Raw genomic sequence first — 23726 nt, 5'->3', positions numbered from 1 at the left:
CGGGGCCGGGTGTCAGAGGTAGCGGCGCGCCCGGTCCGCCGCCGACCCCGGCCCGGAGGCGAGCAGCGTGCTGAGCTCGTGCTCGAGCACGGCGCCCACCCGGCGGCAGAAGTCCTCGGGCTCGTCGGCGGCGTCGGGCTTCTCCGCCACGATCCGGTCGACGACACCTTGGCGGTGCAGGTCGATGGCACGCACCTGCTGGGCGCGCGCCATCTCGGCGGCGTGGTCGAGGTCGCGGTGGACGATCGCGGACGCGCCCTCGGGCGGCAGCGGCGAGAGCCACGCGTGCTGCGCGGCGACGACGCGGTCGGCAGGCAGCAGGGCGAGCGCACCGCCGCCGTTGCCCTCGCCCAGCATCAGGCAGAGCGTCGGCGCGTCGAGCGTGACGAGGTCGGCCAGCGACCGGGCGATCTCGCCGGCGAGCCCACCGTTCTCCGCGTCGGCGGACAGCGCGGCCCCCTGGGTGTCGATGACCGTCACCAGCGGCAGGCCGAGCTCGGAGGCCAGCCGCATCCCGCGCCGGGCCTCGCGCAGCGCCTCGGGCCCCATCGGGTGGTCGGTGGTCTGGCCGCGACGGTCCTGGCCGAGGAAGACGCACGGCGCGTCCCCGAAGCGCGCCAGCGCGATCAGCAGCCCCGGGTCGCTCTCGCCCTGCCCCGTCCCGTTGAGGGGTACGACGTCGCTGGCGGCGTAGCGCAGCAGCCGACGCACGCCCGGCCGGTCGGGACGCCGCGAACGGGTCACGCAGTCCCACGTGTCGACGTCCGGTACGTCGTCCTGGCCGGGGTCGGCGACCGGGGTGACGCCCTCGCGCGCGGCCATCAGGATGGTGAGGGCGCGGTCGAGGATCTCGGCGATCTCCTCGGGCGGCAGGACGGCGTCGATGATGCCGTGGGCGTAGAGGTTCTCCGAGGTCTGCACGCCCTCGGGGAAGGGCTTGTCGTAGAGCGCCTCGTAGACCCGCGGTCCGAGGAAGCCGACCAGCGCGCCGGGCTCGGCGACGGTGACGTGCCCGAGCGAGCCCCACGACGCCATCACGCCGCCGGTGGTGGGGTGGCGGAGGTAGACGAGGTAGGGCAGGCCCGCGGTGCGGTGGGCCGCGACGGCTGCGGAGATCCGCACCATCTGGACGAAGGCCGGCGTGCCCTCCTGCATCCGGGTGCCGCCGCTCACGGGTGCGGCGACCAGCGGGAGGCCCTCCCGGGTCGCGCGCTCGATGCCGGCGACGATCCGGTCGGCAGCGGCCCGGCCGATCGACCCGGCCAGGAAGCCGAACTCGCCCACCAGCACCGCGATGCGCCGTCCGTGCATCCGCGCCTCACCGGTCAGCACGGACTCGTCGACGCCGGACTTCTCGGCCGCGGCGGCCAGCTCGGCGGCGTACTCCTCGCTGATGTCGTCGCGCACCGGCGGGGTGTCCCACGACGACCACGAGCCGTCGTCGAGGACCAGGTTGATGAGGTCGTGCGCGGAGAGGCGGGTCATGCGGGGAGGGTAGTCGCCTCAGCCCTGCGGGACCCCGGGCTCCGGCGTCCGCTCGCCCATGATCCAGGCGTCGAAGAAGGCCGACAGCTCGCGCCCGGTCTCGGCCTCCCAGTGGTCGTAGAGCTGCTCGCGGGAGGCTGAGGTGTTGTCGTGGTTGGCCGGCCAGGAGCGGGCGACGGCGTAGAACTCGTCGTCGCCGAGGTCCTCGCGGAGCTCGTTCCACATCAGCGCGGGCGGGTAGTAGATGTTGGAGCCGCCGAACTGGCGCCGGTCGTAGGCACCGGGCGGCCCGTACTGGTCGCGCAGCTGCTGGTCGGCGGAGCGCGCACTGCGCAGGCTCTGGCGCAGCGGGCGGATGCCGTGCTCGTCCTCGTAGACCCACTGCAGCAGCATCGTCATGCCCTCGTTGAGCCAGACGTCGCGCCAGTCCGACGGCGAGACCTGGTCGCCGTACCACTGGTGGACGATCTCGTGCGCGACCACCTGCGGGGACAGGACGTAGTCGTTGGTGCCGAGGGTGACCATCGTCTGGGTCTCCATCGCGCTCTGCGAGTCGGTGACGACGAGGCCGAGGGAGTCGAAGGGGTAGTCGCCGAGCCGGGTCTCGACCCAGTCGACGGTCGCCGCGGCGGTCCGGATCGAGTCGAGCGGGCGGTCCATGCCGCGCGGCGTCCAGTAGTCCACGCGCAGGCCGCTCGCGGAGGTGTTGCTGCTCCAGGCGTAGTCGCCGATCGCGAGGGTGATGAGGTACGACGACGCCGGCTCGGAGAGCTGCCACGTCGTGGTCGTGCCGTCCGCGTCGGACGTCAGCTCGGTGAGCTCGCCGTTGGCGACGCCGGTCCACCGCGGCGGGGCGTGGACGGTGATGTCGTAGAGCGCCTTGTCGGACGGCTGGTCGTTGACCGGGTACCAGGTGTACGCCCCGTAGGGCTCCTGCATCGTCCACACCTCGCCGGCGCGGGTGACGGTGAAGCCCGTCTCGGAGAAGTCGCCGCGGGTGGTCGGTGCGGGGGCGGGCTCGGGCGTGCCGACGTAGTCGAGGGCCAGCTCGTGGCGCTCGTCCGCCTCGATCGGCGCCCTCAGCACGAGGTCCTTCCCGCGCCGGGCGAAGCGGACCGGTTCGCCGTCGAGGGTGACCTCACCGACGGTGAGGGGCGCCCCGAGGTCGAGCTGGAAGCGCGGTGCGTCGCGCGTCGCGCGGAACGTGATCACCGCCCGGCCGGTCAGGCGCTCCGCACGGGGCTGCCAGGTCAGGTCGAGGTCGTAGTGGAGCGCGTCCACGCGGGGGTCACCCACCCCGGGGTAGACGCTGTCCTCGCGCGGGGTCGACTCGGCGAGGTCGAGGTCCGGCTCCACCGGGTCGCTCACCACCGGTGCCGACGCCGAGGCGGACGGCGACTCGCCTGCCGACTCGTCCGCCGACTCGCCTGCCGACGGGCTCGCCGACGGCGCGTCCTGCGGCGCGTCGGACGGGGTGGACCCCGAGCCACCGGAGCAGCCGGCCAGGACGGCGAGGGACAGGCCCGCCGCCAGCACCGCGCGCACGCGGTGTGGTGTCAACGATCGCCCCGCAGCAGCGGCCGGGCGAGCTTGCGTCCGTGGTGGATCTGCGCCTTGACGGTGCCGAGAGGGGCGTCGACCAGCGTCGCGATCTCGTCGTAGGGCAGGCCGTAGACGTCGCGCAGCAGCAGCGGCTCGACGTACTGCGGGTGGTCCTTCTCGATCGTGTCCATCGCCTCGAGGAGGTCGAGCCGGGTGCCGGCGATGACGCTGGTGGTGCGCGGGTCGGGACGGTCGTGGGCGCCGTCCTCGAAGTCGGTCGGCGTGGCGAGGTTCTTCAGCCGGCGGTACGTCGTGCGCGCGCTGTTGACCGACACGATGTGCAGCCACGTGGTGAACCGGCCGCGGCCGCCCCACGAGCCGATCTTGGTGGCCGCGTTGAGCATCGCCTCCTGGCACGCGTCCTCCGCGTCGCCGGAGTAGGGAAGCACTCCTCGACAGATGTTGAGCACGCGCGGACGCACCGCGGCGAGCAGCAGCTCGAGCGCGTCACGGTCCCCGTCACGTGCTCGTCGCGCCAGGTCGTCGATGTCGTCCGGCGCCAACGCGTCGCCCGGGTCCCCCGAATAGCTCACCCCTGCACGATAATGCCCGGGTGTCCGCTCCCACTCGTCTCGGTCGTTACCCGGTGCGCCGCCGCATCGGTTCGGGAGCCTTCGCGACCGTGTGGCTCGCCTACGACGAGCACCTCGACAGCCCCGTGGCCATCAAGGTCCTCGCGGACAACTGGACCGACGACCACCACATCCGCCAGCGCTTCCTCGAGGAGGGCCGGTTCCTCCGCAAGGTCGAGTCGCCCCACGTCGTCTCGGTCTACGACGCCGGCGAGCTCGAGGACGGCCGGCCCTACCTGGTGATGGCGTACGCCGACCAGGGCACGCTGGCCGACCTGGTCGAGCTCTCGCCGATCCCGAGGTCGCAGGCGATGGCGGTCATCACGCAGGTCGGACGCGGACTCAGCGCCCTGCACGACCGCGGCGTGCTGCACCGCGACGTGAAGCCCGCCAACGTCCTGTTCCGGACCGTGGAGAACGGCCGCGGCCCGCACGTGGTGGCCATGCTCGGCGACCTGGGCCTCGGCAAGGCGATGGACATGTCCTCCCGCCTCACCATGGCCGGCGGCACCCCCTCCTACGTCGCCCCGGAGCAGGCCCTCGGCGAGGGGCTGGACGCGCGGGCCGACCAGTTCTCGCTCGCGGCCCTGAGCTACTTCCTCCTGACCGGGCGCCAGCCCTACTCCCACGCGAGCCTCGCCGCCGCCGAGAACCCCTCACCGCCTGCGCCGATGGGCCTCGACGACCCCGCCGCCGAGGCCGTGGTCCTGCGCGGCCTGGCCCGGGACCGCGAGGACCGTTTCCCCGACGTCGAGTCCTTCACCTCCGCGCTGGTCGAGGCGCTCGGCGAGCCGGCCGACGAGACCCCTGCGGCCTGGGTGCCGATCGACCCCGCGCTGACCCGCACGGCGTCCCGGCCGGACGGCACCGGGGTGGTCAGCGACCAGCCGGCACCCCGGCGACGCCACCGACGCTGGCCGTGGGTCGCGGCCGCCGTCCTCGCCCTGGTCGCCGGCACCGGCGCGGGCTGGGCGCTGGAGCGCACCGCCGCCTCCGAGCGCACGGTCGAGGACTCGACCGGCACGCTTTTCGTCACCGTCCCCGAGGCGTGGACAGGCCAGGTGGATCGCGAGCAGTGGGTGCCGTTCGACGGGCGCTCCGAGCAGCCGGCGGTCGCGGCCGGCACGGGGTCGGGCTGGAACTCCGACGACGACCCGGGCGAGGGTGTCTTCGTCGGCATCCTGCCCGGTGAGGAGCTGCCCTCGCGCGTGCCGGGCCACGCCGCCTGCCCGGTCCAGCGCGGTCCCTACTTCGACGAGAAGGACGGCGACGACATCATGACCGTCTTCTTCAGCGGGTGCCCGGGCGTGGACCTCACGGTCGAGCGTGTCGTCCAGGTCAACCAGAACCAGCTGATGTGGATCCAGATCCGCACCGACGACCGCGGGGTCGCGAACAGTGTGCTCGACTCCGTGGTGGCGAAGGGGGTCTGAACCGCTCCCGCGGTCAGCCGAGTCGTACGCCGGACCCGACGCGCGCGATGAGCTCGGCCATGCCCGGGTCGTCCACCTCGCGCCCGGTCACGGCGATCTCCACCTGGGCGTTGTCGGACCCGGTGAGGTCGAGCCAGCGCAGGTGGCCGTGCCGGAGGTGGTTGGCGGTGACGAAGGAGAAGTGCAGGCTGTCCCTCGTCTCCTCGAGCACCTCGACGTTGCTCTCGTCCTCGCGCAGCTCGCCGATGCGCCGGTCGAGGGTCCACTCGATCGAGCGGCGGTTGCTCAGCACCTGCTCGACGCGCAGGACGTAGCCGAAGTCGGGCTGGCCCGGTGGTCGCCACTGCCACTCATTGAGCGAGTTCTCGGAGAAGGTCCATCCCTTCGGCACCGGAAGGGTCATCCGGAAGTCGCCCGCACCGACCGTCTGGCGCACGAGCGGGAGCCCAGTGGCGAGCGGCGGGATGTCCGGGTCGGGGAGCAGCTCGGGGACCGGGTCGACCGGGAGGCTCGGGGACGCCTGCACGGGCGAGGCCCGGAGGCCGCCCGACGGGTTCTCGCCCAGGGTCAGAGACGCGCCGAACCCCGCCGCGACCCCGATGGCGAGCAGCAGCGCGAGCACTGCCGTCCCCCGCCAGTTCACGGGCGCAATCTAGCCCGTGGGGGTGGGCTCAGCCGACAGGCCCGCCGCCCGCCCCCTGCATGCCGTCGCCCACCCGGCGGATGAGGTCCTGCGTGCCGGCCACGTCGCGCTCGCGGCCGTGGACGACGATCTCGACGTCGGCCTGGCCGCTGGCGTCGAGGTCGAGCCAGCGCATGAAGCTGTGCCGGGCGTTGCCCTCGTTGCTGCGGTAGGTGTACTCGAGCGTCTCGGCGCCGCGGTCGACGATGAAGACGTCGTCCTGCTCCTCGCGGAGGCGCTCGATCCGGATGTTGATGGCGTCCTCGATCGTGATGTCCTGGCTGTTGATCTGCTCGATCCGCATCACGTACGTGTTGTTGGACGTGCCCGGCTTCTTCCACTTCCACTCGTTGCTGGCGCTGGCGTTGGTCGTCCAGCCGACGGGGGCGGGGAAGGTGATCTCGAACTTGCCGGTGCCGAGCGTGGCCGGCTTCATCGCGATGTCGGGCTCGAGGGCCGGGTCGTCCGGGTCGGGGGTCGGGGGCTTCGGGGCCTCGACCGGCATCTCCGGTGCCTGCGCGGGCACCGGGGACGGGACGCCGGCGCCGATCGAGCCGCCCCGGGTCTGTGCGGACGCGGCGAAACCGCCCCCGACGCCGATCGCCAGGAGCGCGACCAGTGCTACAGGCCCCCGCCACTCCACGCTTCCATCATGTCAGCCGGCCGGGTGGTCTGGTCCACCAGCCGCGCGAGGTGCGCCGGCCGACCCCGGGGCGCACCATCGGGGGATGGTCACGCGGTGGGCCGTCCGGGCAGCACGGGCGTTCGACGGCGAGCGGTTCCTGCCGGGCGGTGCGACGGTGCTGGTCGAGGGCGACCGGGTCGTCGGTGTGGAAGCGGCCGCCTTCCGGCCAGCGGACGACGTACCCGTCACCGAGGTCCCCGGCACGCTGCTGCCGGGGCTGGTCGACTGCCACGTGCACCTCGTCTCCTCGGGCGCCTTCCCGGGTACGCCGGGGAGCCTCGAGTGGGCCGGCACGGCGGCCGCCGCCGCGGTGGACGAGGTGATCACCGGCAGCCTGCGGGCCCAGGTCGTGGCCGGCGTGACCAGCGTCCGCGACCTCGGCGACGTGGCCTACCGCGTGCTCGACCACCGCGGGCGGGAGGGCGAGGGGCTGCCCCGGGTGGTGGCCTCGGGGCCGCCGATCACGATCCCCCTGGGGCACTGCTGGTTCCTCGGCGGCGACGTGGATCCGGACGAGGCCGGCGCGCTGCACCGTGCGGTGGTCGAGCGGGCCGGCCGCGGCGTCGACCTGGTGAAGGTGATGGCGAGCGGCGGCTTCCTGACGCCCGGCAGCGACCAGCTCGGCGCCCAGTTCGACGTGGTCCCGCTGCGCCGCATGGCCGAGGCGGCCCACGCGGCCGGGCTGCGGGTCGTCGCCCACGCGCACTCCGTCATCGGCGCGGAGGTCGCCCTGGACGCGGGGGTCGACGGGCTGGAGCACTTCACCTGCATGGCCGAGGGCGCAACGGACCCGCCCGTGGCCCTGCTCGACCGGGTCGCGGCCGCGGGGGTGACCGTGTGCCCCACGCTCGGCAACGACGCCTCGCGCTTCCCGCCCGTGTCGGCGATGCCGCCGCACGTCCTCGAGATGCTCGAGCGCATCGGCATCACCGACCGCGACGAGCACCTCGCCCGCGCCGCGGCCAACTCCGTCAAGCTGCGCGACCACGGGATCCGGGTGGTGTCGGGGCTCGACGCCGGGGCGATGCCCGCCAAGCCGCACGGTCACCTGTGGCGCTCGATCGCCGAGCTGGTCCGCGGCGGCTGGCCGGTGGACGAGGCGCTCGCGACCGCCACCTCTGTGGCCGCCGAGGACTGCGGTGTCGACGCCGGGCGGCTCGCCGCCGGGCGCCTCGCCGACCTGCTGGTGGTCGACGGCGACGTGGCCGCAGACGTGACGGCGCTGGGGCGGCCCACCTCCGTCTGGGTGGGTGGCGTGGCGGTCGACCTGCCCCAGTCCTGACCGCGACCGCCGCCACGTCCTACCGTGACGCCATGCTGATCCGCAACGCCCGCCTCGTCGCGGTCACCGAGGCCGTCCCCGGTCCTGTCGACATGCGCCTCGACGGCGCCCGCGTGGTCGAGGTCGGACCGACGTTGGCCGGCGGGGACGAGACGTCGTACGACGCCGGCGGTCGCTGGCTGATGCCGGGGCTGTGGGACCAGCACGTCCACCTGGGTCAGTGGACCCTGGCCTCCGCGCGCCTCGACCTCGGCGGGGCACGGTCGAGCGCGGAGGCGGTGGCTCTCGTCCGGGAGCGGCTCGAGGAGTGGCCCGACCTGCCCGTCATCGGCTGGGGGCACCGGCCGACCGCGTGGCCCGACATGCCGACCGTGTCGGACCTCGACGCCCTCGACACCGAGCAGCCGATCGTGCTGATCGCCGGCGACGGCCACCACGGCTGGCTCAACACGGTCGCGCTCTACGCCCTCGCCCTGCCGATCCGCGACAGCGTCGTCAGCGAGGCGGAGTGGTTCATGGCCTACGGCCGGCTGGCATCGGTGCTGGGTCAGGACGGCACCGGCCCCGACGCCTACCGCCGGTCGATGGAGGCGGCGGCCGCGCAGGGCGTGGTCGGGCTGGTCGACCTCGAGTTCAGCGGCGGGGTCGCGGACTGGGCGGCTCGCTGGGCGGGCGGCGCGGACCTCCTGCGGATCCGCCACGCCTGCTACGCCGACGGCCTCGACGACGTGCTCTCCCGCGGGCTGCGCTCGGGTGACCCGCTGGCCGACGACCCGCGCCTGACGATGGGGCCGCTGAAGATCATCAGCGACGGGTCGCTCAACACCCGCACCGCCTGGTGCTGCGAGCCCTACGCGGACAAGGCGGTCCCCGGCTTCGAGGAGGGACAGCCCAACCAGACCCCCGAGGAGCTGCGCGCCCTGCTGGCCCGGGCGGCGGCCGGTGGGCTCGACGTGGCGGTCCACGCCATCGGCGACCGCGCGGTCACCGAGGCCCTCGACGCCTTCGAGGAGACCGGCGCCCGCGGCGGCATCGAGCACGTGCAGCTGACCACCCGCGACGACGTACGCCGCATGGCGCGGCTCGGCGTGCGCGCCAGCGTCCAGCCCGCCCACCTCCTCGACGACCGCGACGTGACCGAGCGGCTCTGGCCCGGTCGCGCGGAGCGGTGCTTCCCGCTGCGGTGGATGCTCGACGACGGCGTCGACGTCGTGCTCGGCTCCGACGCCCCGGTCTCCCCGCTCGACCCGTGGCTGGCGATCGCGTCGGCCGTGCACCGCTCCGGCGACGACCGCGAGCCGTGGCACCCCGAGCAGTCGATCACCGCCCGCGAGGCGCTCGCCGCGTCCACCGACGGCTGGGGAACGGTGGCCGCCGGTCACCCCGCCGACCTGGTCCTCCTCGACGCCGACCCCCTCGACGGCCCCTCCGATCGTGAGCACGCCGCCCGCCTCCGGTCCTTCGCCGACCGCGTCGCGGTGACCTGGGTCGCCGGGGAGACGGCGTACGTCAGGGACTGAGGTCGGCGGTCAGACCGCGTCCGCCACACCGTGAGCGGTGCGTGAGACAGCTTCTGCACGGCCGGAACCTGCGCCACGCACCGCTCCTCGGCGGGCGTCGTACGAGCGGTGGGTGAGGCAGGTTCTCAGCGCCCAGAACCTGCGCCACGCACCGCTCGTCGTCGGCGGCGGTCAGGCGAGCGCGAGGGTCGCGTCGAGGACGAAGGCCGGGTCCTCGAGCCGGTCGCCGTAGATCTCCCGGAGCTGGCCGACGCGGTAGCGCACCGTCTGGGCGTGGACGAAGAGCTCCTCGGCGACGGCGTCGCGGCGGCCGTGGTGGAGCAGCCAGCTGCGGAGCGTGTCGGTGAGCTTCTCGACCGTCGAGGGGCGCAGGTCGGCGAGCGGGGCGAGCACCCGCGCGCGCAGGTCCTCCCGGGCGGAAGCGTCGGCGGCGAGCACCAGCGAGGCGAGGTGCTCGTCGGAGTCGACGAGCCCGTCGAGGTCGAGTGCGGCGCAGCGCAGGGCCCGGCGGTACGACGCCGCTGCCTCCAGCCAGGGCACGCCCGGGCCGACGACCGCGTCGGTGCCTCGCAGCGCGCGGAGCAACGTACGTCGCGCCGCGGTCGATCCGGTGCCGGGCACGAGCAACGAGGCGTGGCCCTCCGGCAGCCCCGGGACGTCGTCGCTGGGCTGGAGGGTGCCCGGGTCGAGGGTGGTCAGGGCGTGGGAGACCTGCGACTCCGGGAGCACGAGAGCGGTCAGCGACCCGGGCGGCTCCCAGCCCGCGCGCTCGGCCGCAGCCGCGACGGCGTCGGCGGGCGCGTCGGTCAGCAGGGCCCGCGCCAGGCGTTCGAGGTTGCGCTGGCGCACGCGGCCGCTGCTCTCCAGCTCGTCGGTGTGCCCGGCGACCGAGGCCGCCGACAGCTCGTCGATGTAGGCGAAGACCAGCTCGGCGAACTTCGCGAGCTGCCCGGAGTCGACCCCCGCCTCCACGGCCACGCCCGACATGTCGCGCCACGAGGCGCGGGCGCCGATCCGGTACGCCGCGAGCAGCGCCTCGACCGTCCGGCCGCTGCGCGCCTCGCCGCGACCGAGCTGGTAGGCACCCTCGATGGCCGGCGCCTTGGGTGCGTCCGCGTCCTGGCGGGTGGCAAGGGTCAGGAAGCCCCCGAGCGCGAGCTGCACCGCGTTGCGGATCACCTCGCCCATCCGGCCGCTCCACGCGCCGGCATAGCTGGGCACCTCGTCGACGATCGTGAGCACGGCGCTGTCGGCGACCTCGGCGAGGTGCGACCGGAGCGCGGCCGCTACTTTCGGGTCTAGACCGACAATCGTCTGTATTTGTGTGGCGGGGCGCACAGGGCGAGTGACCATCGGGACTCCTGAGGTCGGTTTTGTTCGCTGCGAACAAGAGTCTAACCCCGATTCACGTGCGGGGAGCAGGAAGATCTGCTGGAGATCAGCGAGATTTGGTGTCATGAGCACGACTCTCGAGCCGCCGGCACGCGGCGCCACGCGCACCAGGCGACTGGGCGACCAGCTCGTCCGGGTCGCCGAGGCCGCCACCACGCCCTACCTGCCGGCCGACTTCATGGACCTCTTCGCGCCCCTGCGCTCCGGCGCCGACCTCCGCGGACGCATCGAGTCGGTCCACCCGGAGACCGCGGACGCGGCCACCATCGTCATCCGTCCCGGTGCCGACTGGGCCGGCCACGTGCCCGGCCAGTACCTCCGCATCGGCATCGACGTCGACGGCGTACGCCAGTGGCGCGCCTACTCGCTCACCCACGGCCCGCGTCGCGACGGTCGCATCTCGATCACCGTCAAGGCCGTCCCCGACGGCCTGGTCAGCAACCACCTCGTCCACGAGGCGCGGCCCGGCACGCTGGTCCACCTCGAGCAGGCGGCCGGCGAGTTCGTGCTCCCGCCCGAGGGCGGCAAGTTCCTCATGGTCACCGCCGGCTCGGGCATCACGCCGGTCATCGGCATGCTCCGCAACCTCTTCCCGAGCACCGACGAGGGCGTCCTCCGGCTGCCCCGCAGCGAGGTGCACGACATCGTCGTCGTCCACGTCGCACCCAGCCACCCCCACTCGATCTTCATCCGCGACCTCGAGGCGCTCGACGCCGCCGGCGCCATCCGCCTCGTCGCGCGCTACGACGACGAGCACGGCGTCCTCGACGTCGCCGACCTGGCCGACCTGGTCCCCGACCTCGCCGAGCGGGCGACGCTCGCCTGCGGGCCGGCCGGCCTGCTCGACGCCCTCGCCGCCCACCACGACGAGGCCGGCCTGAGCCTGACGACCGAGCAGTTCCGCACCGCCCGCGTCGAGCCCGGCGACGGCGGCACCGTCACCTTCAGCTCGGGCACCACCCTCGAGCTCGACGGTGCGACGCCCATCCTCGACGCCGCCGAGGACGCCGGGATGCTGATGCCGAGCGGATGCCGGATGGGCATCTGCATGGGCTGTGTCATCCCCCTGCGCGAGGGCAGCGTGCGCGACCTCCGCAACGGCGCGATCACCACCGCCGTGCCCGGCGAGACCGGCGACCTCAAGGTGCAGACCTGCATCAACGCCGCCGCCGGCCCGTGCCACATCGACCACTGACCCCCGACCTCCCCGACACCCCCAGGAGAGCGCCATGACCACCGTGCAGAAGAAGGCCGTGCTCGGCCAGACCAACCCGATCGCCCACCTCACCGAGGCCGACATCGAGCAGATCGGCATCGAGCTCGACGCCATCCGCCAGGACGTCATCGACAGCCGCGGCGCCAGCGACGCGGCGTACATCCGGCGTGTCATCGACACCCAGCGCAAGATCGAGCTCGGCTCGCGCGCCGTGCTGCTCTTCAGCGCGTTCCCGCCCGCCTGGGTGCTCGGCACCGCAGGCCTGAGCATCTCCAAGATCCTCGACAACATGGAGATCGGCCACAACATCCTCCACGGCCAGTGGGACTGGATGCGCGACCCCAAGATCCACTCCTCGACGTGGGAGTGGGACATGGCCTCGCCGGCCGAGCAGTGGAAGCACAGCCACAACGAGCTCCACCACACCTACACCAACGTGATCGGCAAGGACAACGACCTCGGCTACGGCATCATGCGCGTCGACGAGGACCAGACCTGGACCCCTGCGTCGCTCGCCCAGCCGGTCTTCTGCTTCATCAACGCCGTCTTCTTCGAGTACGGCATCGCCGCCTACGACCTCGAGCTCGGCGCGGTGATCAAGAAGAAGCAGACCAAGGACCCCGAGTTCCGCCGCCGCGTGAAGGCCGTCCTCGGCAAGATCCGCAAGCAGGCGACGAAGGACTACGTCGTCCACCCGGCGCTGTCGATCCCGACCGGCTCCTTCCTCCCGACCCTCGCGGCCAACTTCACCGCCAACGTCGTGCGGAACCTGTGGTCCAACTCCGTCATCCTCTGCGGCCACTTCCCCGAGGGCGTCGAGACCTTCGAGAAGCGCTCGATCGAGGGCGAGACCAAGGGCGAGTGGTACGTCCGCCAGATGCTCGGCAGCGCCAACATCTCCGGCTCGAAGTTCCTCCACCTGATGACCGGCAACCTGTCGCACCAGATCGAGCACCACCTCTTCCCGGACCTGCCGTCCAACCGCTACGCCGAGGTCGCGCCCAAGGTGCAGGCCCTCTTCGAGAAGTACGACCTGACCTACTGCGCGCGCCCGATGCCGCAGCAGGTCTACTCCGCCTGGCACAAGGTCGTCCGCCTCTCGCTGCCCAACGGCTGGCTCGCGACGACCAACAAGAAGAACGCGCCCCAGCAGCTGGCCATCCTCTACAAGATGGCCACCGGCGACCGCCGCACCCGCCGCCTGCTCGGCCGCAAGCTCGAGAGCGAGGCCCGGGCGGCTGCCTGAGGCTGGCGTGGCGCCGTGGCGCGGCCACCCTCGGCCGTGCCCGGCGACTGGTCTGGACCTCGGTAGAAACACGGATGTATCAGATCGGCGCCGGGAGCATCCTTCTTGTCGTGAGCACTCGACACGGGGAGGACGAGATGACCACGAGCACCACCATCAGGATGACCGGCGCATCGGGTGTGGCCCGATGATCCGCATCGGCTCCGTGGGAGAGCCCGGCCACGACGTCAGCGCTGAGGCGCGACCGTCGGTGCCGCGGCCGCGCGGCGCCGTGGACGTGGGGTCCACGGTGCGCCAGCCGGTCTCCTGAGAACGCCAGACCGACAGCACAGGGGAGTGCCGGTCCGGGCCGGAGGTCGTACGACATGCGTCGCACGGCCTCCGGCTCTCGTGCGTCCGGGACCGTAGCGCTCGACGCGAGTCCTTTGCATGAGCACCATGTAGGCAGTCCGTGGCTCGCCGCGCACGGCTGAGCGTGAGGCTCGGGTGCTGGCGCGCGAACTGCCTGCAGGGTGTCGGGCGGCGCCCTGACCGGAGCGCCGGTCAAGGATCCCGAGGACTCGACATGCCTGGTCTGGACCGTCTCCCGAAGGCTTCGCGCAGACTTCCATGAGTAAAGGAAGTGCGTCGGTGCCGCTCCTACTGTGCTTCTCAGGCGGCCCGTGGGGGGCCGTCAGGTGGAGACAGAAGGAGTCCGCCGATGAAGCACGACCGAGACACCCAGGGGATCGATCTCACCGGCCGCATCAAGTCGCTCGAGCAGTTCACCGGTTCGTTGGTCGCCCGGCCCGCGGCCGAGGCCGACGAGGGCCACGACGCCGACGTCATCCCGATCCACGAGGCTCCGCACGCCCGCGGGCGAGCACCCCGGCGCTCCCGGGTGTTCCTGCGCAGCGGTGGCGGCCAGGGCTTCTTCGCCGAGCTCACCGTGACCGCGCCCCTGCCCCGCCCTCCTGCTGACTGACGTGTGACGCACGCATCGGGGTGGTCCCCGATGCGCCTCCCGGTGGGACGCGTGTGACTCACCTACAGTCGCCCGGTGGTCTGGCTGGTCGGCGCGGTGCTGCTGCTGTGGCTCGCGCAGGGACCGGTCGTCCTGGTCCTCGCCGCGGCTCTCCTCGTCGTCCCCCGCATCCGCTGGTGGGTGCAGGACAACCTCCAGGTCAGTCGCCGCGTGATGGCCTGGACGGCCGGTGTGGTCGCGGCCCTCGGCCTCGCGGCCGTGGTCGTCCCCGACGGATGGCTGCCGATCCCACCAGCCCCCGGAGCCTGGGCCGGCCCGTCGTACGTCGGCCGCCCGGCCTCGCCCCACCCGGTGGCGGCCGAGGAGGCCCCGCCCAACCCCCATCGCTCCGCGGGCGAGCCGGCGGACCGTCCGGGGCCGCTCGGCCTGCAGCCCGAGGTCGACACGGCGTGGTTCGGCCTCGAGCGGTGCGGCCGGCTCGAGCAGACCACGCCCGGGTTCCTCGTCGCGCTCTGCGCCGCCGGCGACAGCCGCACGCTGCGTGTCGTCGACCCCCAGACCCTGCGGCCGGTGGCGTCGCAGGACCTGCCCGACCTGCGCGAGGGCTCACCCTGCGACGGGGAGTCCCTCTACCTCGACGACGCCGAACGGGCCGTGGTCCCCACCGGTGACCGCGAGGTGCTGGCCGTGCGGACGTCCCACGAGGGCGAGCCCGACCTCGGGATCAACGCCACGTGGGACCTCAAGCCCTACGTGCCCTACGGCGACTGCCTCGTCTCGGTCGCGCCCGACTTCTCCGGCCGCATCTGGTGGGCCTCCCACGCCGGGCTCGTCGGGACGATCGACCCCGCGACCGGCCAGGTCGGCGTCGTCGACCTGGGCGAGGAGGTCGGTCAGGAGGTCGCGGTCGACGCGGGGGCGGCGTACGTCGTCACCGACGAGGCCGTGCACCGCCTCGTGGTCGGCGGCGACGGCACGCCGCAGCCCACCTGGCGCAGTGAGTACGACGGCGTGAGCGGCTCGGCGCCGGTCCTTCTCGACCGCGGGACGGTCGCGATCACCGACGAGGTCGACGACCGGCTGGGGGTGCGGTTCCTCGCCCGCGACGACGGGCGGACGGTGTGTCGCCAGTCCGTGTTCGAGAAGGGGGAGGGCGCCACCCGCAGCACGTTGGCCGACCTCGGCGCGGGGGTCGTGGTCGCCAACGACGCCGGCTACGCGTCGTCGCGCCGCTCGGTGCTCGGCTTCACGGCGGGGGCGGGCGTCGCCCGCGTGGACCTCGTCGACGACGGGTGCGCGGTGACCTGGACCAGCGACGCGGTGTCCCCGTCGTCGGGTGCCGTGGTCAGCCGCCCCAACGGGCTGATCTACGCCTGGGCCAAGCGGCCGTCGGTCACCGGCGTCAGCGCGTGGTACCTCACGGCGATCGACGCCGACTCCGGCCGCAGGCGCTGGGGCGTGCGCGCCGGCACCGGGCTGCTCGCCGGGAGCGGTCGCTCGTCCGTCGTGCTCGGCCGGGACGGCTCGGCCTACCTCGGCACGAGGGCCGGCCTGGTGCGGGTGCACGACCGCCGCTAGGGCCAGGCCAGCCCGACGGTCTCCTCGCTGGTCTCCCACAGCCGCCGCTGCGCCACCTCGTCGCGCGCCAGCCGTGCCGTGCCGACGACCTGGGGCGGGCCGGACGCCTCACCGGGACCGCTCGGCCCGACGTAGGTCGATCCCGGGAGGTCGGCCGTCGCGGCCATCAGCGTCGGCCGGGCGCCCGCCTCGGCGGACTGGGAGACCATCTTGACCGCGCCGTCCAGGATCGCCGCCCGACGCCCGCGGGTGGTGCCGAGCTGGCCGTTGACGGCGAGGTGGGTGCCGGCGAAGCCCGGGTGCGCGGCCAGCGCACGCACCGGTGTCCCGGTCTGCCGGAGCCGGCGGTCGAGCTCGAAGGTGAAGAGCAGGTTGGCGAGCTTGGTCTGGCCGTAGGTGTGCCACCTGCTGTGGCGGCGCGGCGTCCGCGGATCGCCGACCGGGGCGGACCGTGCGACGCGGTGCATCTGCGAGGACAGCGTCACGACGCGACCGTCGCCCGATGCGGCCAGCTGGTCGAGCAGCAGCCCGGTGAGGAGGAACGGCCCGAAGTGGTTGGTCGCCATCTGCGACTCCAACCCGTCGGTCGTGCGGCTCAGCGGCGGAGCCATGACACCGGCGTTGTTGACGAGCAGGTGGATCGGCCCGAAGCGCGTGGCCGCAGCGCCCGCCGCCCGTACGGACGAGAGGTCGGACAGGTCGACGACCAGTGCCTCCGTCGCCGCGCCGGGAACTTCGGCCGCGAGCGCCGAGGCCGCGGCCTCCAGCTTGTCCGGCGTACGACCGGCGAGCACCACGCGGGCGCCGTGACGGGCGAGCTCGAGCGCGGTGTGGAAGCCGAGCCCGCCCAGCGTCGGCCCGGTGACGACGGCCGTGCGACCGGTCAGGTCGCCGATGTCGGCAGGAGTCCAGGCGCCGCTCACGGCGTCACGCCGAGCGAGGCGACGACGCGCTCGCCGAGCTCGGTGTCACCGGTGAGGCGTACGTCGTCCGCGGCGGCGGTGCGCCGCCCGCCGGCGAGCAGGACGAAGGTCTCGCGCTCCATGGAGAGGATGGTGGTCGGCTCGCCGTCCTCGGGCTCGGCGCGACGACCACGACCGTCCTCGCCGACGGTCACGGTCACCGGCGCGTGGTCGGCCACCTCGAGGCGTACGACGGACCCGACCGGCGCCTGCGCGCGCTTGGCGACGACGTAGGGCAGGCTCTCCATGAGGTAGTCGGCCGTGTGGATCGCCGCTGCCGAGTCGAGGTTGCCCGGCATCGCCAGCGCGCGGCGCACGTCCTGCTCGTGCATCCACACGTCGAGCGGACGGTTGCGCAGCAGCAGGCCGGTCGTCCAGCCGATCGCGCCGAAGACGCCCGGTGCGGGCGCCGAGGCGTCGGTGGGCGGGTCGGCCAGGAGCTGGGTGTGGCGGGCGGTCGTCGACTCGCGGATCTCGGTGATGAGGTCGTCGGGGGTCTCGTCACGCCGGGCCAGCACGCCCTGCTCGGTGAAGCGGCCCATCATCCCGTGCGCGTGCGGCGCATCACCGATCTCCACCTCCTCGTGCGGTCGCCCGGCCAGCAGCGCCTCGAGGTGGGCGGTGTGGGCCGCGACGGCCCGGACGTCCCACCCGGGCAGGTCGGTCGGGGCGGACCACTGGTCGTCGGCGACGTGCTCCAGCACGCGGGTGAAGGAGTCGATCGCCCCCCACCAGATCGCGACGAGGGCGGCGAGCCTGTCCTGGTCGGTGGGGACGTCGCCGGGCTGTGTCATGGACAGGAGCGTAGGGGGAGGCGGGGACAGGTGCGCTCACGTGTCCCACTCGCCCGGTCACCGACACGTTGGTGGGACCGGGGGTACCGGCCTTCCGCGCCTCGCGCCCCTACGCTGGCGGGAGCGGCCGGACCCGGTGGCCGCGCCCGCACCGCCTCACGAAGGAGTCGTCATGGGAATGGGACTCGGCATCCTGCTGCTCGTCATCGGCCTGATCCTCCTCTTCGCGGTCAAGGAGTTCCCCGACTCCGTCCAGGAGGTCGTGGACCCGGCCACCGTCGGCTGGATCCTGGTGATCGCAGGCGTCCTCGCGCTCGTGCTCGGCCTGGTCATGAACAACCAGCGCTCGAAGACCACCCACGTCGAGGAGCGTCGCGACGTCTGAGGCGGCTGCGTCTGGGGAACCAACGGCACCTCGAACGCCCCGATTCGCGTGCGGTCGGTTCCCCACTGCGCACCGCAGCCGACCTACTCCTCGTCGACGCCGGTCAGACCTCGAAGCAGCTGGGCGGCCTCGCGCTCGCACCCCTGCCAGAAGGCGGCGCTGAAGACGACCTCCTGCTCGTACGGCGTCACACAGTCGATCTCCATGCTTCTGCAACCCGTCCGTCGGCCCGGTGTCCTCGAAGAGGAGACGGCGCCGCTCCCGATCCGTGACGCGGAACCTCCGACCGGATCCGGGCCCTACAGCCAGCCGCGCTCCTGCGCGATCCGCGCCGCCTCGCTGCGGGTGGTGGCGCCGGTCTTGCCGATCGCGGCCGAGAGGTGGTTGCGGACCGTGCCCTCCGAGAGGTGGACGCGTGCGGCGATCGCGGAGACAGGTGACCCGTCGAGGGCGTACGTCAGCAGCTCGCGCTCGCGGCCGGTGAGCGGGCTCGGCCCGTCGATCAGCGACTCGGCGGCGAGGTCGGGGTCGATCACCCGCAGGCCGGCGTGGACACGTCGTACGGCGTCGGCGAGCTGCCGGGCCGGGGTGTCCTTGACGACGAAGCCCGAGGCGCCGGCCTCGATGGCCCGGCGGACGTAGCCAGGCCGGCCGAAGGTCGTCACGACCAGGGACCGTACGCCGGGCAGCTCACGTCGCAGGGCCGCGGCGGCGTCGATGCCGTTGAGGCCCGGCATCTCGATGTCGAGCAGGCAGACCTCGGCGCCCGAGGCGCGGGCGGCGTCGACGACCTCGTCGCCGCGGCCGACCTGCGCCACCACCTCGAGGTCGGACTCGAGGTCGAGCAGCGCGGCGAGGGCACCGCGCACGAGGGCCTGGTCGTCGGCCAGCAGCAGCCTGATCACGGCAGGACCACCTCCACCCGCGTGCCGGGCGTGGCTGGTCCGACGTCGAGGGTGCCGCCGACGCCGGTGACGCGCTCGCGCATGCCGCGGAGGCCGTTGCCCTCCGCGCCGTCGCAGCCCCGGCCGTCGTCGACCACGACGATCCCGGCCGGGCCGAGCTCGATGCGCACCGACCGCGCCCGCGAGTGGCGTACGACGTTGGTGACGGCCTCGCGCAGCACCCAGGCCAGCAGCGCCCGGTGACGCGGGTCGGTGTCGGCGACCGTGCCGTCGACGGTCGTGGTGATGCCGGCGTCCGCCAGCACACGGGGCGCGGCAGCGAGCTCGGCCTCGAGGTTGCCGGCGCGCAACCCGCCGACCGTCGCCCGCACCTCGGCCAGCGCCTGCCGCGCGGTGGCCTGGATGGACTCCAGCTCCTGCTTCGCGCGGGCCGGGTCGATGTCGATGAGCCGCGCGGCGAGCTCGGCCTTCACGGACAGGGCGGTCAACGAGTGACCCAGCACGTCGTGCACGTCGCGGGCCACCCGCTCGCGCTCGACGACCACCACGTGCTCGCGGAGGGCGGCGTTCGCGAGGTACTCCCGCTCGCCGAAGAGCCGCAGCATCACGCCGCCGATCATGATCGGCCACAGCATCAGGAAGAAGAAGGTCGGGAAGCCGTCGATGTCGAGCAGCGACAGCACCGGGAAGGCTGCCCAGAGCCCCACGGCCCACTTCCAGGCCGGGCTCGGCAGCCGGAGCGCCGACAGGATCGCGAGGTAGGGCGTGAACGAGATGACCCCGATCCCGATCACGGGTGCCGTCGCCAGTGCCAGCGCGACCATCAGGCCCAGGGCCCACCACGGCCTGAGCCGTGAGGAGTAGCCGAGCACGTTGGCCACCGCGAACCCGGCGATGCAGAGCATCGCGAAGACCTTCGCCGGCAGGCCCACCTCGGACTCGACGACCGCGATGATCGGGAAGGCGAGGAAGACCAGCCAGATGGCCGCGAAGGCCCACCCCCACTTCTCCCAGGGGTTGTCCGGCAGCGGCGTCGGGTCCGGCGTCGATGTCACGTGCGCGCCCGACTCCGGCGTACGCCCCACAGGGCCACCAGCCCGAAGATCACCGTCCACGCGAGCACGTTAGCGACCGGCAGCCACAGCGGGTCGCGGCCCGCCACCGGCAGCCACCCGTCGGTGAGCGGGAAGCGGGCCAGGGCGACGTACCCGTAGAGGGGCGTGAACCGGCCGAGGTCGAGCATGAAGCCGCTCATCGGTGTGAAGACGTTGCCCAGGAAGGCGAGCACCACGATCATCCCCGAGGCGATGCCGGCTGCGTTGCTGCCGCGGACGACCAGACAGATCGCGAGCCCGTAGACCGCGAACATGGCGGAGCCGAGCCACACCAGGGCGCCGGACAGCACCCAGTCCGACCAGTGGCCCCTCGCGCCGGTGGCGGCGCCGATGGCGAAGATGGCGATCACCGGGACGGCGGCGACGGCCATGGCGACGGCCGCCTTGGCCGCCACGAACGCGACCGGGCGCATGGGCGTCAGGCCGAGCTGGCGACCCCAGCCCATCACCTGCTCGGTCGCGGCGCTCCCGGCGACGCTGGTGGTCGCGGTGACGGCGCCGTAGGCGGCCATCGAGATCATCACGTACATCGCGACGTTGCCGCTGCCGACCGGGTCGTCGGAGCCGATGCCGAAGACGAGGTACATGAAGGTCGGCAGGCCCACGACGAAGAACATCCCGATGCGGTCGCGCAGCTGGCGACGCAGGTCGAGGCGCGCATAGGCGAGCATCTCCGGTCGAGGCGTGGCGCGTACGCCGTCCGCGGCACGCGGGTCGGTGAGGGTCTCGGTGATCATCTCGGTGCTCATCGGGTGGCTCCTTCGAGCTCGGGCTCGGCGGTCAGGGCGAGGAAGGCGGCCTCGAGGCTCGCGGCGGAGACGTCGAGGTCGGTGACGCCGAGGGGCTCGAGGGCGCGGCGCACCCGGTCCAGCCAGGCGGCGTCGATCCCGTCCGTGCCCACCACGTGGGCCGGCGGCCGGAAGGTGAGGGTGCGCCCGCCGTACGCCGCCCGCACGTCGGTGGTCGGGGCGTCGTGGACGATCCGGCCGTGGTTCATCAGGACGGTGCGCTCGGCGAACTCGTCGGCCTCGGCGAGGTAGTGGGTGGCGAAGACGATCGTGCGACCGAGCGCGGCGTCCTCGCGCATGGCCCGCCAGAACTCCTGCCGCGCCCCGACGTCCATGCCGGTCGTCGGCTCGTCGAGGACGACCAGGTCGGGGTCGGGCAGCAGGGCGAGCGCGAACTTCAGCCGCTGCTGCTCACCGCCCGAGCACGCCTCGACGCGCCTGCCGGCGAGGTCGGTCAGGCGGGCGCGCTCGAGCACCACCTCGACGCGGTCGGAGCGGCCGTGCAGCGCGGCGATGGCGCGCACCGTCTCGCGGACGGTGAAGTCGTTGAGCAGGCAGCCGGTCTGCATGACCGCGGACACCCGCCCCTGCCGTACGGCGTCGGCCGGCGAGGTGCCGTAGACCTCGATCGTGCCGGCATCGGGCGCCGTGAGGCCGAGCAGCATGTCGACCGTCGTGGTCTTGCCGGCGCCGTTGGGGCCGAGGAACGCCACGATCTCGCCCGGCCGGACCGTCAGGTCGACGTCGTCGACCGCGAGGACGGGGCTGCCATCGGTCGAGCGGAAGGCCTTGCGCAGCCCGGTGGCGTCGATGGCGGGGGTGGTCATGCGCCCAGCCTGTCGGCGTACGGCCTCGCGTCCCTCGCCGAAGTGTCACGACCTGCCCGTGACACCTGTCATCCGAAATGACCTCGAGCCGCGGGCTCCCACACGCTGTAACGCCGGGTTAGGTGCTCTACCCACCCTGATGCATCTGGGTGGGTAGTTGCATCAACCCGGCGTTACAGCGTTCGGCGGACGTGGGGACGAACGTCAGAAGGACGCCTCGTCGAGATCCATCAGCTCGAGGGTGGTGGCCTCGGCGATGGCGCGCTCGGCGCTGATCTTCGGCAGGTTGGTCTGGGCGAAGAACTGGGCGGCGGCGACCTTGCCCTCGTAGAACGCCTTGTCCTTGGCCGAGACGTCGCCGGCCAGCTTCTCCAGCGCGACGTCGGCCTGCCGGAGCAGCAGCCAGGCGCACACGACGTCGCCGAGCACCATCAGCAGGCGGGAGGTGTTGAGGCCCACCTTGTAGATGTTGCGCAGCTCCTCGGCCGACGACATGAGGTCGTTGATCATGTGGCCGACGACGGCGTTGGCGTCCTCGAGGGCGGTGGCGAGCAGGGCGCGCTCGTTCTTGAGGCGACCGTTGCCGGCCTCGGAGGCGATGAAGCCCTCGATCTCCTTCGCCAGGTGACCCAGCGCGCGGCCCTGGTCCTTGACGATCTTGCGGAAGAAGAAGTCCTGGCCCTGGATCGCGGTGGTGCCCTCGTAGAGGGTGTCGATCTTGGCGTCGCGGACGTACTGCTCGATCGGGTACTCCTGCAGGAAGCCGGAGCCGCCGAAGGTCTGCAGCGACTCGGTGCCCAGAAGCACCCACGAGCGCTCGGAGCCGTAGCCCTTGACGATCGGGAGCAGCAGGTCGTTGACCGCCGCGGCGAGGCGGGCCTCGTCGGAGTCGGCGGTGCCCTCGTGCTCGGCGATCATCACCTGGTCCTGCCACGTGGCGGTGTAGAGCACCAGCGCGCGCATCGCCTCGGCGAACGACTTCTGCGTCATCAGCGAGCGGCGTACGTCGGGGTGGTGGGTGATCGTGACGCGCGGCGCGGTCTTGTCGGCGGCCTGGGTGAGGTCGGCGCCCTGGACGCGCTCCTTGGCGTAGTCGAGGGCGTTGAGGTAGCCGGCGGAGAGCGTGGCGATGGCCTTGGTGCCGACCATCATCCGGGCGTTCTCGATGACCTGGAACATCTGGGCGATGCCGTCGTGGACCTCGCCGAGCAGCCAGCCCTTGGCGGGCTCGCCGCCTCCGACCTGCGGGTCGCCGAAGGTGACCTCGCAGGTGTTGGACACCTTGATGCCCATCTTGTGCTCGACGTTGGTGACGTAGACGCCGTTGCGCTCACCGGTGAGCTCGCCGGTCTCGGGGTCGAAGTGGTGCTCGGGCATCCAGAAGAGCGAGAGGCCCTTCGTGCCCGGGCCGCCGACGCCCTCGACGCCCTCGGGGCGCGCGAGGACGAGGTGCATGATGTTCTCGCTCATGTCGTGGGTGGCGCTGGTGATGAAGCGCTTGACGCCCGTGATGTTCCACGAGCCGTCCTCGTTGGGGACGGCCTTGGCGCGGCCGGCGCCCACGTCGGAGCCGGCGTCGGGCTCGGTGAGCACCATGGTGCAGCCCCACTGGCGGTCGACCATGTGCTGGGCGACGGCCTTGTCGCGGTCGTTGCCGTTGCGGTGCACGACGTTGGCGAACGCCGGGCCGGCGGCGTACATCCACACCGGGGCGTTGGCGCCGAGCACCATCTCGCCGATCGCCCAGATCAGCGACGACGGGGCGGGGGTGCCGCCCATCTCCTCGAAGACCTGCAGGCGCCAGAACTCGGCGTCCATCCAGGCCTGGTAGCTGGCCTTGAACGACTCCGGCACGGGAGCGGTGTGGGTGGCCGGGTCGAAGACGGGCGGGTTGCGGTCGCTGTCCTCGTAGGACGCGGCCAGGTCCTCGCGGGAGAGGCGCTCGACCTCGCGGAGGATCTCGCGCGCGCTCTCGCCGTCGACCTCGCCGAACGGTCCGGTGCCGAGCACGGCGTCCCGGCCGAGCACCTCGAAGAGGTTGAACTCGATGTCGCGGAGGTTGGTCTTGTAGTGGCTCACAGCTTCCACCTGTTCCTGTGCGGGTCTGCGGTCTCGGGGGCGAGCGCTACTGAGTAGTTCTACTCACCGGTAACTAAAGGATGCCTCGCGATCGGCCTCGGCGCAACACGAACGCCAGAAACCGGGTCCGGAGCAGGGAGGGACACGCCGAACACATAGTCGGCTTTGTCTATCACTCCATGTATGTCTAGTCTTTCACCTGACATACCTCAGT

The 23726-nt window shown here is 72.7% G+C and carries 22 protein-coding genes; 8 read left to right on the top strand and 14 right to left on the bottom strand.

Translation table 11 applies throughout. The annotated features are described in order from the left end of the window. Positions 1–12: 12 nt before the first annotated feature. Genes Q1B24_RS18090 through Q1B24_RS18080 form a run of 3 tightly spaced genes read right to left on the bottom strand, consistent with a single transcriptional unit; the run spans position 13 to position 3620 of the window. Positions 13–1485 (bottom strand): carboxyl transferase domain-containing protein, encoded by a 1473-nt coding sequence (locus Q1B24_RS18090; RefSeq protein WP_299931410.1) that lies wholly within the window; start codon positions 1483–1485, stop codon positions 13–15. An 18-nt stretch (positions 1486–1503) separates the two neighbouring features. After that, positions 1504–3030 (bottom strand): M1 family metallopeptidase, encoded by a 1527-nt coding sequence (locus Q1B24_RS18085; RefSeq protein WP_299931409.1) that lies wholly within the window; start codon positions 3028–3030, stop codon positions 1504–1506. Between the two features lie 11 nt (positions 3031–3041). Continuing rightward, positions 3042–3620 (bottom strand): RNA polymerase sigma factor, encoded by a 579-nt coding sequence (locus tag Q1B24_RS18080; protein ID WP_299931408.1) that lies wholly within the window; start codon positions 3618–3620, stop codon positions 3042–3044. 20 nt (positions 3621–3640) lie between these two features. Between Q1B24_RS18080 and Q1B24_RS18075 the strand changes: the two genes are divergently transcribed. Beyond that, on the top strand, positions 3641–5092 hold the full coding sequence (locus Q1B24_RS18075; protein WP_299931407.1) for a serine/threonine-protein kinase: 1452 nt from the start codon (positions 3641–3643) through the stop codon (positions 5090–5092). A gap of 13 nt (positions 5093–5105) precedes the next feature. Here the strand turns inward: Q1B24_RS18075 and Q1B24_RS18070 are convergent, their stop codons facing one another. Then, on the bottom strand, positions 5106–5735 hold the full coding sequence (locus tag Q1B24_RS18070) for a hypothetical protein (RefSeq protein ID WP_299931406.1): 630 nt from the start codon (positions 5733–5735) through the stop codon (positions 5106–5108). A 28-nt stretch (positions 5736–5763) separates the two neighbouring features. Next, positions 5764–6417, bottom strand: coding sequence for a hypothetical protein (locus Q1B24_RS18065; RefSeq protein WP_299931405.1), 654 nt, complete (start codon positions 6415–6417; stop codon positions 5764–5766). Between the two features lie 85 nt (positions 6418–6502). Between Q1B24_RS18065 and Q1B24_RS18060 the strand changes: the two genes are divergently transcribed. Further along, positions 6503–7741 (top strand): amidohydrolase family protein, encoded by a 1239-nt coding sequence (locus tag Q1B24_RS18060; RefSeq protein WP_299931404.1) that lies wholly within the window; start codon positions 6503–6505, stop codon positions 7739–7741. A 32-nt stretch (positions 7742–7773) separates the two neighbouring features. Beyond that, positions 7774–9261 (top strand): amidohydrolase family protein, encoded by a 1488-nt coding sequence (locus tag Q1B24_RS18055; RefSeq protein ID WP_299931403.1) that lies wholly within the window; start codon positions 7774–7776, stop codon positions 9259–9261. A gap of 171 nt (positions 9262–9432) precedes the next feature. Here the strand turns inward: Q1B24_RS18055 and Q1B24_RS18050 are convergent, their stop codons facing one another. Further along, positions 9433–10614 (bottom strand): helix-turn-helix domain-containing protein, encoded by a 1182-nt coding sequence (locus Q1B24_RS18050; protein ID WP_299931402.1) that lies wholly within the window; start codon positions 10612–10614, stop codon positions 9433–9435. A gap of 103 nt (positions 10615–10717) precedes the next feature. On the opposite strand from Q1B24_RS18050, the gene Q1B24_RS18045 reads away from it, so the two are divergent. The 4 genes from Q1B24_RS18045 to Q1B24_RS18030 all read left to right on the top strand — a co-directional run bounded on the left by Q1B24_RS18045 (position 10718) and on the right by Q1B24_RS18030 (position 15657). After that, positions 10718–11848: a ferredoxin reductase gene (locus tag Q1B24_RS18045; RefSeq protein WP_299931401.1), complete on the top strand. Its 1131-nt coding sequence runs from the start codon at positions 10718–10720 to the stop codon at positions 11846–11848. A 34-nt stretch (positions 11849–11882) separates the two neighbouring features. Further along, a complete protein-coding gene (locus tag Q1B24_RS18040) occupies positions 11883–13115 on the top strand; it encodes an acyl-CoA desaturase (RefSeq protein ID WP_299931400.1) in 1233 nt (410 codons plus the stop codon). Between the two features lie 700 nt (positions 13116–13815). Next, complete coding sequence (locus Q1B24_RS18035) at positions 13816–14079, top strand: hypothetical protein (RefSeq protein ID WP_299931399.1); 264 nt, start codon at positions 13816–13818, stop codon at positions 14077–14079. A gap of 75 nt (positions 14080–14154) precedes the next feature. Beyond that, complete coding sequence (locus Q1B24_RS18030) at positions 14155–15657, top strand: hypothetical protein (RefSeq protein WP_299931398.1); 1503 nt, start codon at positions 14155–14157, stop codon at positions 15655–15657. Here Q1B24_RS18030 and Q1B24_RS18025 read toward each other — a convergent pair. After that, on the bottom strand, positions 15654–16580 hold the full coding sequence (locus tag Q1B24_RS18025) for an oxidoreductase (protein ID WP_299931397.1): 927 nt from the start codon (positions 16578–16580) through the stop codon (positions 15654–15656). The two genes, Q1B24_RS18030 and Q1B24_RS18025, sit on opposite strands and share 4 nt — an antisense overlap. Continuing rightward, positions 16577–17413: a maleylpyruvate isomerase family mycothiol-dependent enzyme gene (locus tag Q1B24_RS18020; RefSeq protein WP_299931396.1), complete on the bottom strand. Its 837-nt coding sequence runs from the start codon at positions 17411–17413 to the stop codon at positions 16577–16579. Before Q1B24_RS18020 ends, Q1B24_RS18025 begins: the two co-directional genes overlap by 4 nt. A 172-nt stretch (positions 17414–17585) precedes the next feature. Between Q1B24_RS18020 and Q1B24_RS18015 the strand changes: the two genes are divergently transcribed. Beyond that, positions 17586–17798, top strand: a complete 213-nt coding sequence (locus Q1B24_RS18015) for a DUF6458 family protein (RefSeq protein ID WP_299931395.1) — start codon at positions 17586–17588, stop codon at positions 17796–17798. Between the two features lie 83 nt (positions 17799–17881). Here Q1B24_RS18015 and Q1B24_RS18010 read toward each other — a convergent pair whose 3' ends face one another. The 6 genes from Q1B24_RS18010 to Q1B24_RS17985 form a co-directional block, all read right to left on the bottom strand. Further along, on the bottom strand, positions 17882–18004 hold the full coding sequence (locus Q1B24_RS18010; protein WP_299931394.1) for a hypothetical protein: 123 nt from the start codon (positions 18002–18004) through the stop codon (positions 17882–17884). Between the two features lie 93 nt (positions 18005–18097). After that, entirely contained in the window at positions 18098–18703 is a 606-nt protein-coding gene (locus Q1B24_RS18005) for a response regulator transcription factor (RefSeq protein WP_299931393.1), read from the bottom strand. Continuing rightward, on the bottom strand, positions 18700–19758 hold the full coding sequence (locus Q1B24_RS18000) for a sensor histidine kinase (protein WP_299931392.1): 1059 nt from the start codon (positions 19756–19758) through the stop codon (positions 18700–18702). The genes Q1B24_RS18005 and Q1B24_RS18000 overlap by 4 nt, the downstream gene beginning before the upstream one ends. Next, on the bottom strand, positions 19755–20567 hold the full coding sequence (locus Q1B24_RS17995; protein ID WP_299931391.1) for an ABC transporter permease: 813 nt from the start codon (positions 20565–20567) through the stop codon (positions 19755–19757). Before Q1B24_RS17995 ends, Q1B24_RS18000 begins: the two co-directional genes overlap by 4 nt. Further along, entirely contained in the window at positions 20564–21433 is an 870-nt protein-coding gene (locus Q1B24_RS17990; RefSeq protein WP_299931390.1) for an ABC transporter ATP-binding protein, read from the bottom strand. The genes Q1B24_RS17995 and Q1B24_RS17990 overlap by 4 nt, the downstream gene beginning before the upstream one ends. 204 nt (positions 21434–21637) lie before the next feature. Further along, the gene (locus tag Q1B24_RS17985) at positions 21638–23512 is read right to left on the bottom strand and encodes an acyl-CoA dehydrogenase (RefSeq protein ID WP_299931389.1); all 1875 of its coding nucleotides are present in this window, start codon (positions 23510–23512) and stop codon (positions 21638–21640) included. Between the last annotated feature and the right edge of the window lie 214 nt (positions 23513–23726).

The organism is uncultured Nocardioides sp. (assembly GCF_947488025.1).
Classification (GTDB): domain Bacteria; phylum Actinomycetota; class Actinomycetes; order Propionibacteriales; family Nocardioidaceae; genus Nocardioides.
This window is presented reverse-complemented; position numbering and strand designations above follow the sequence as displayed.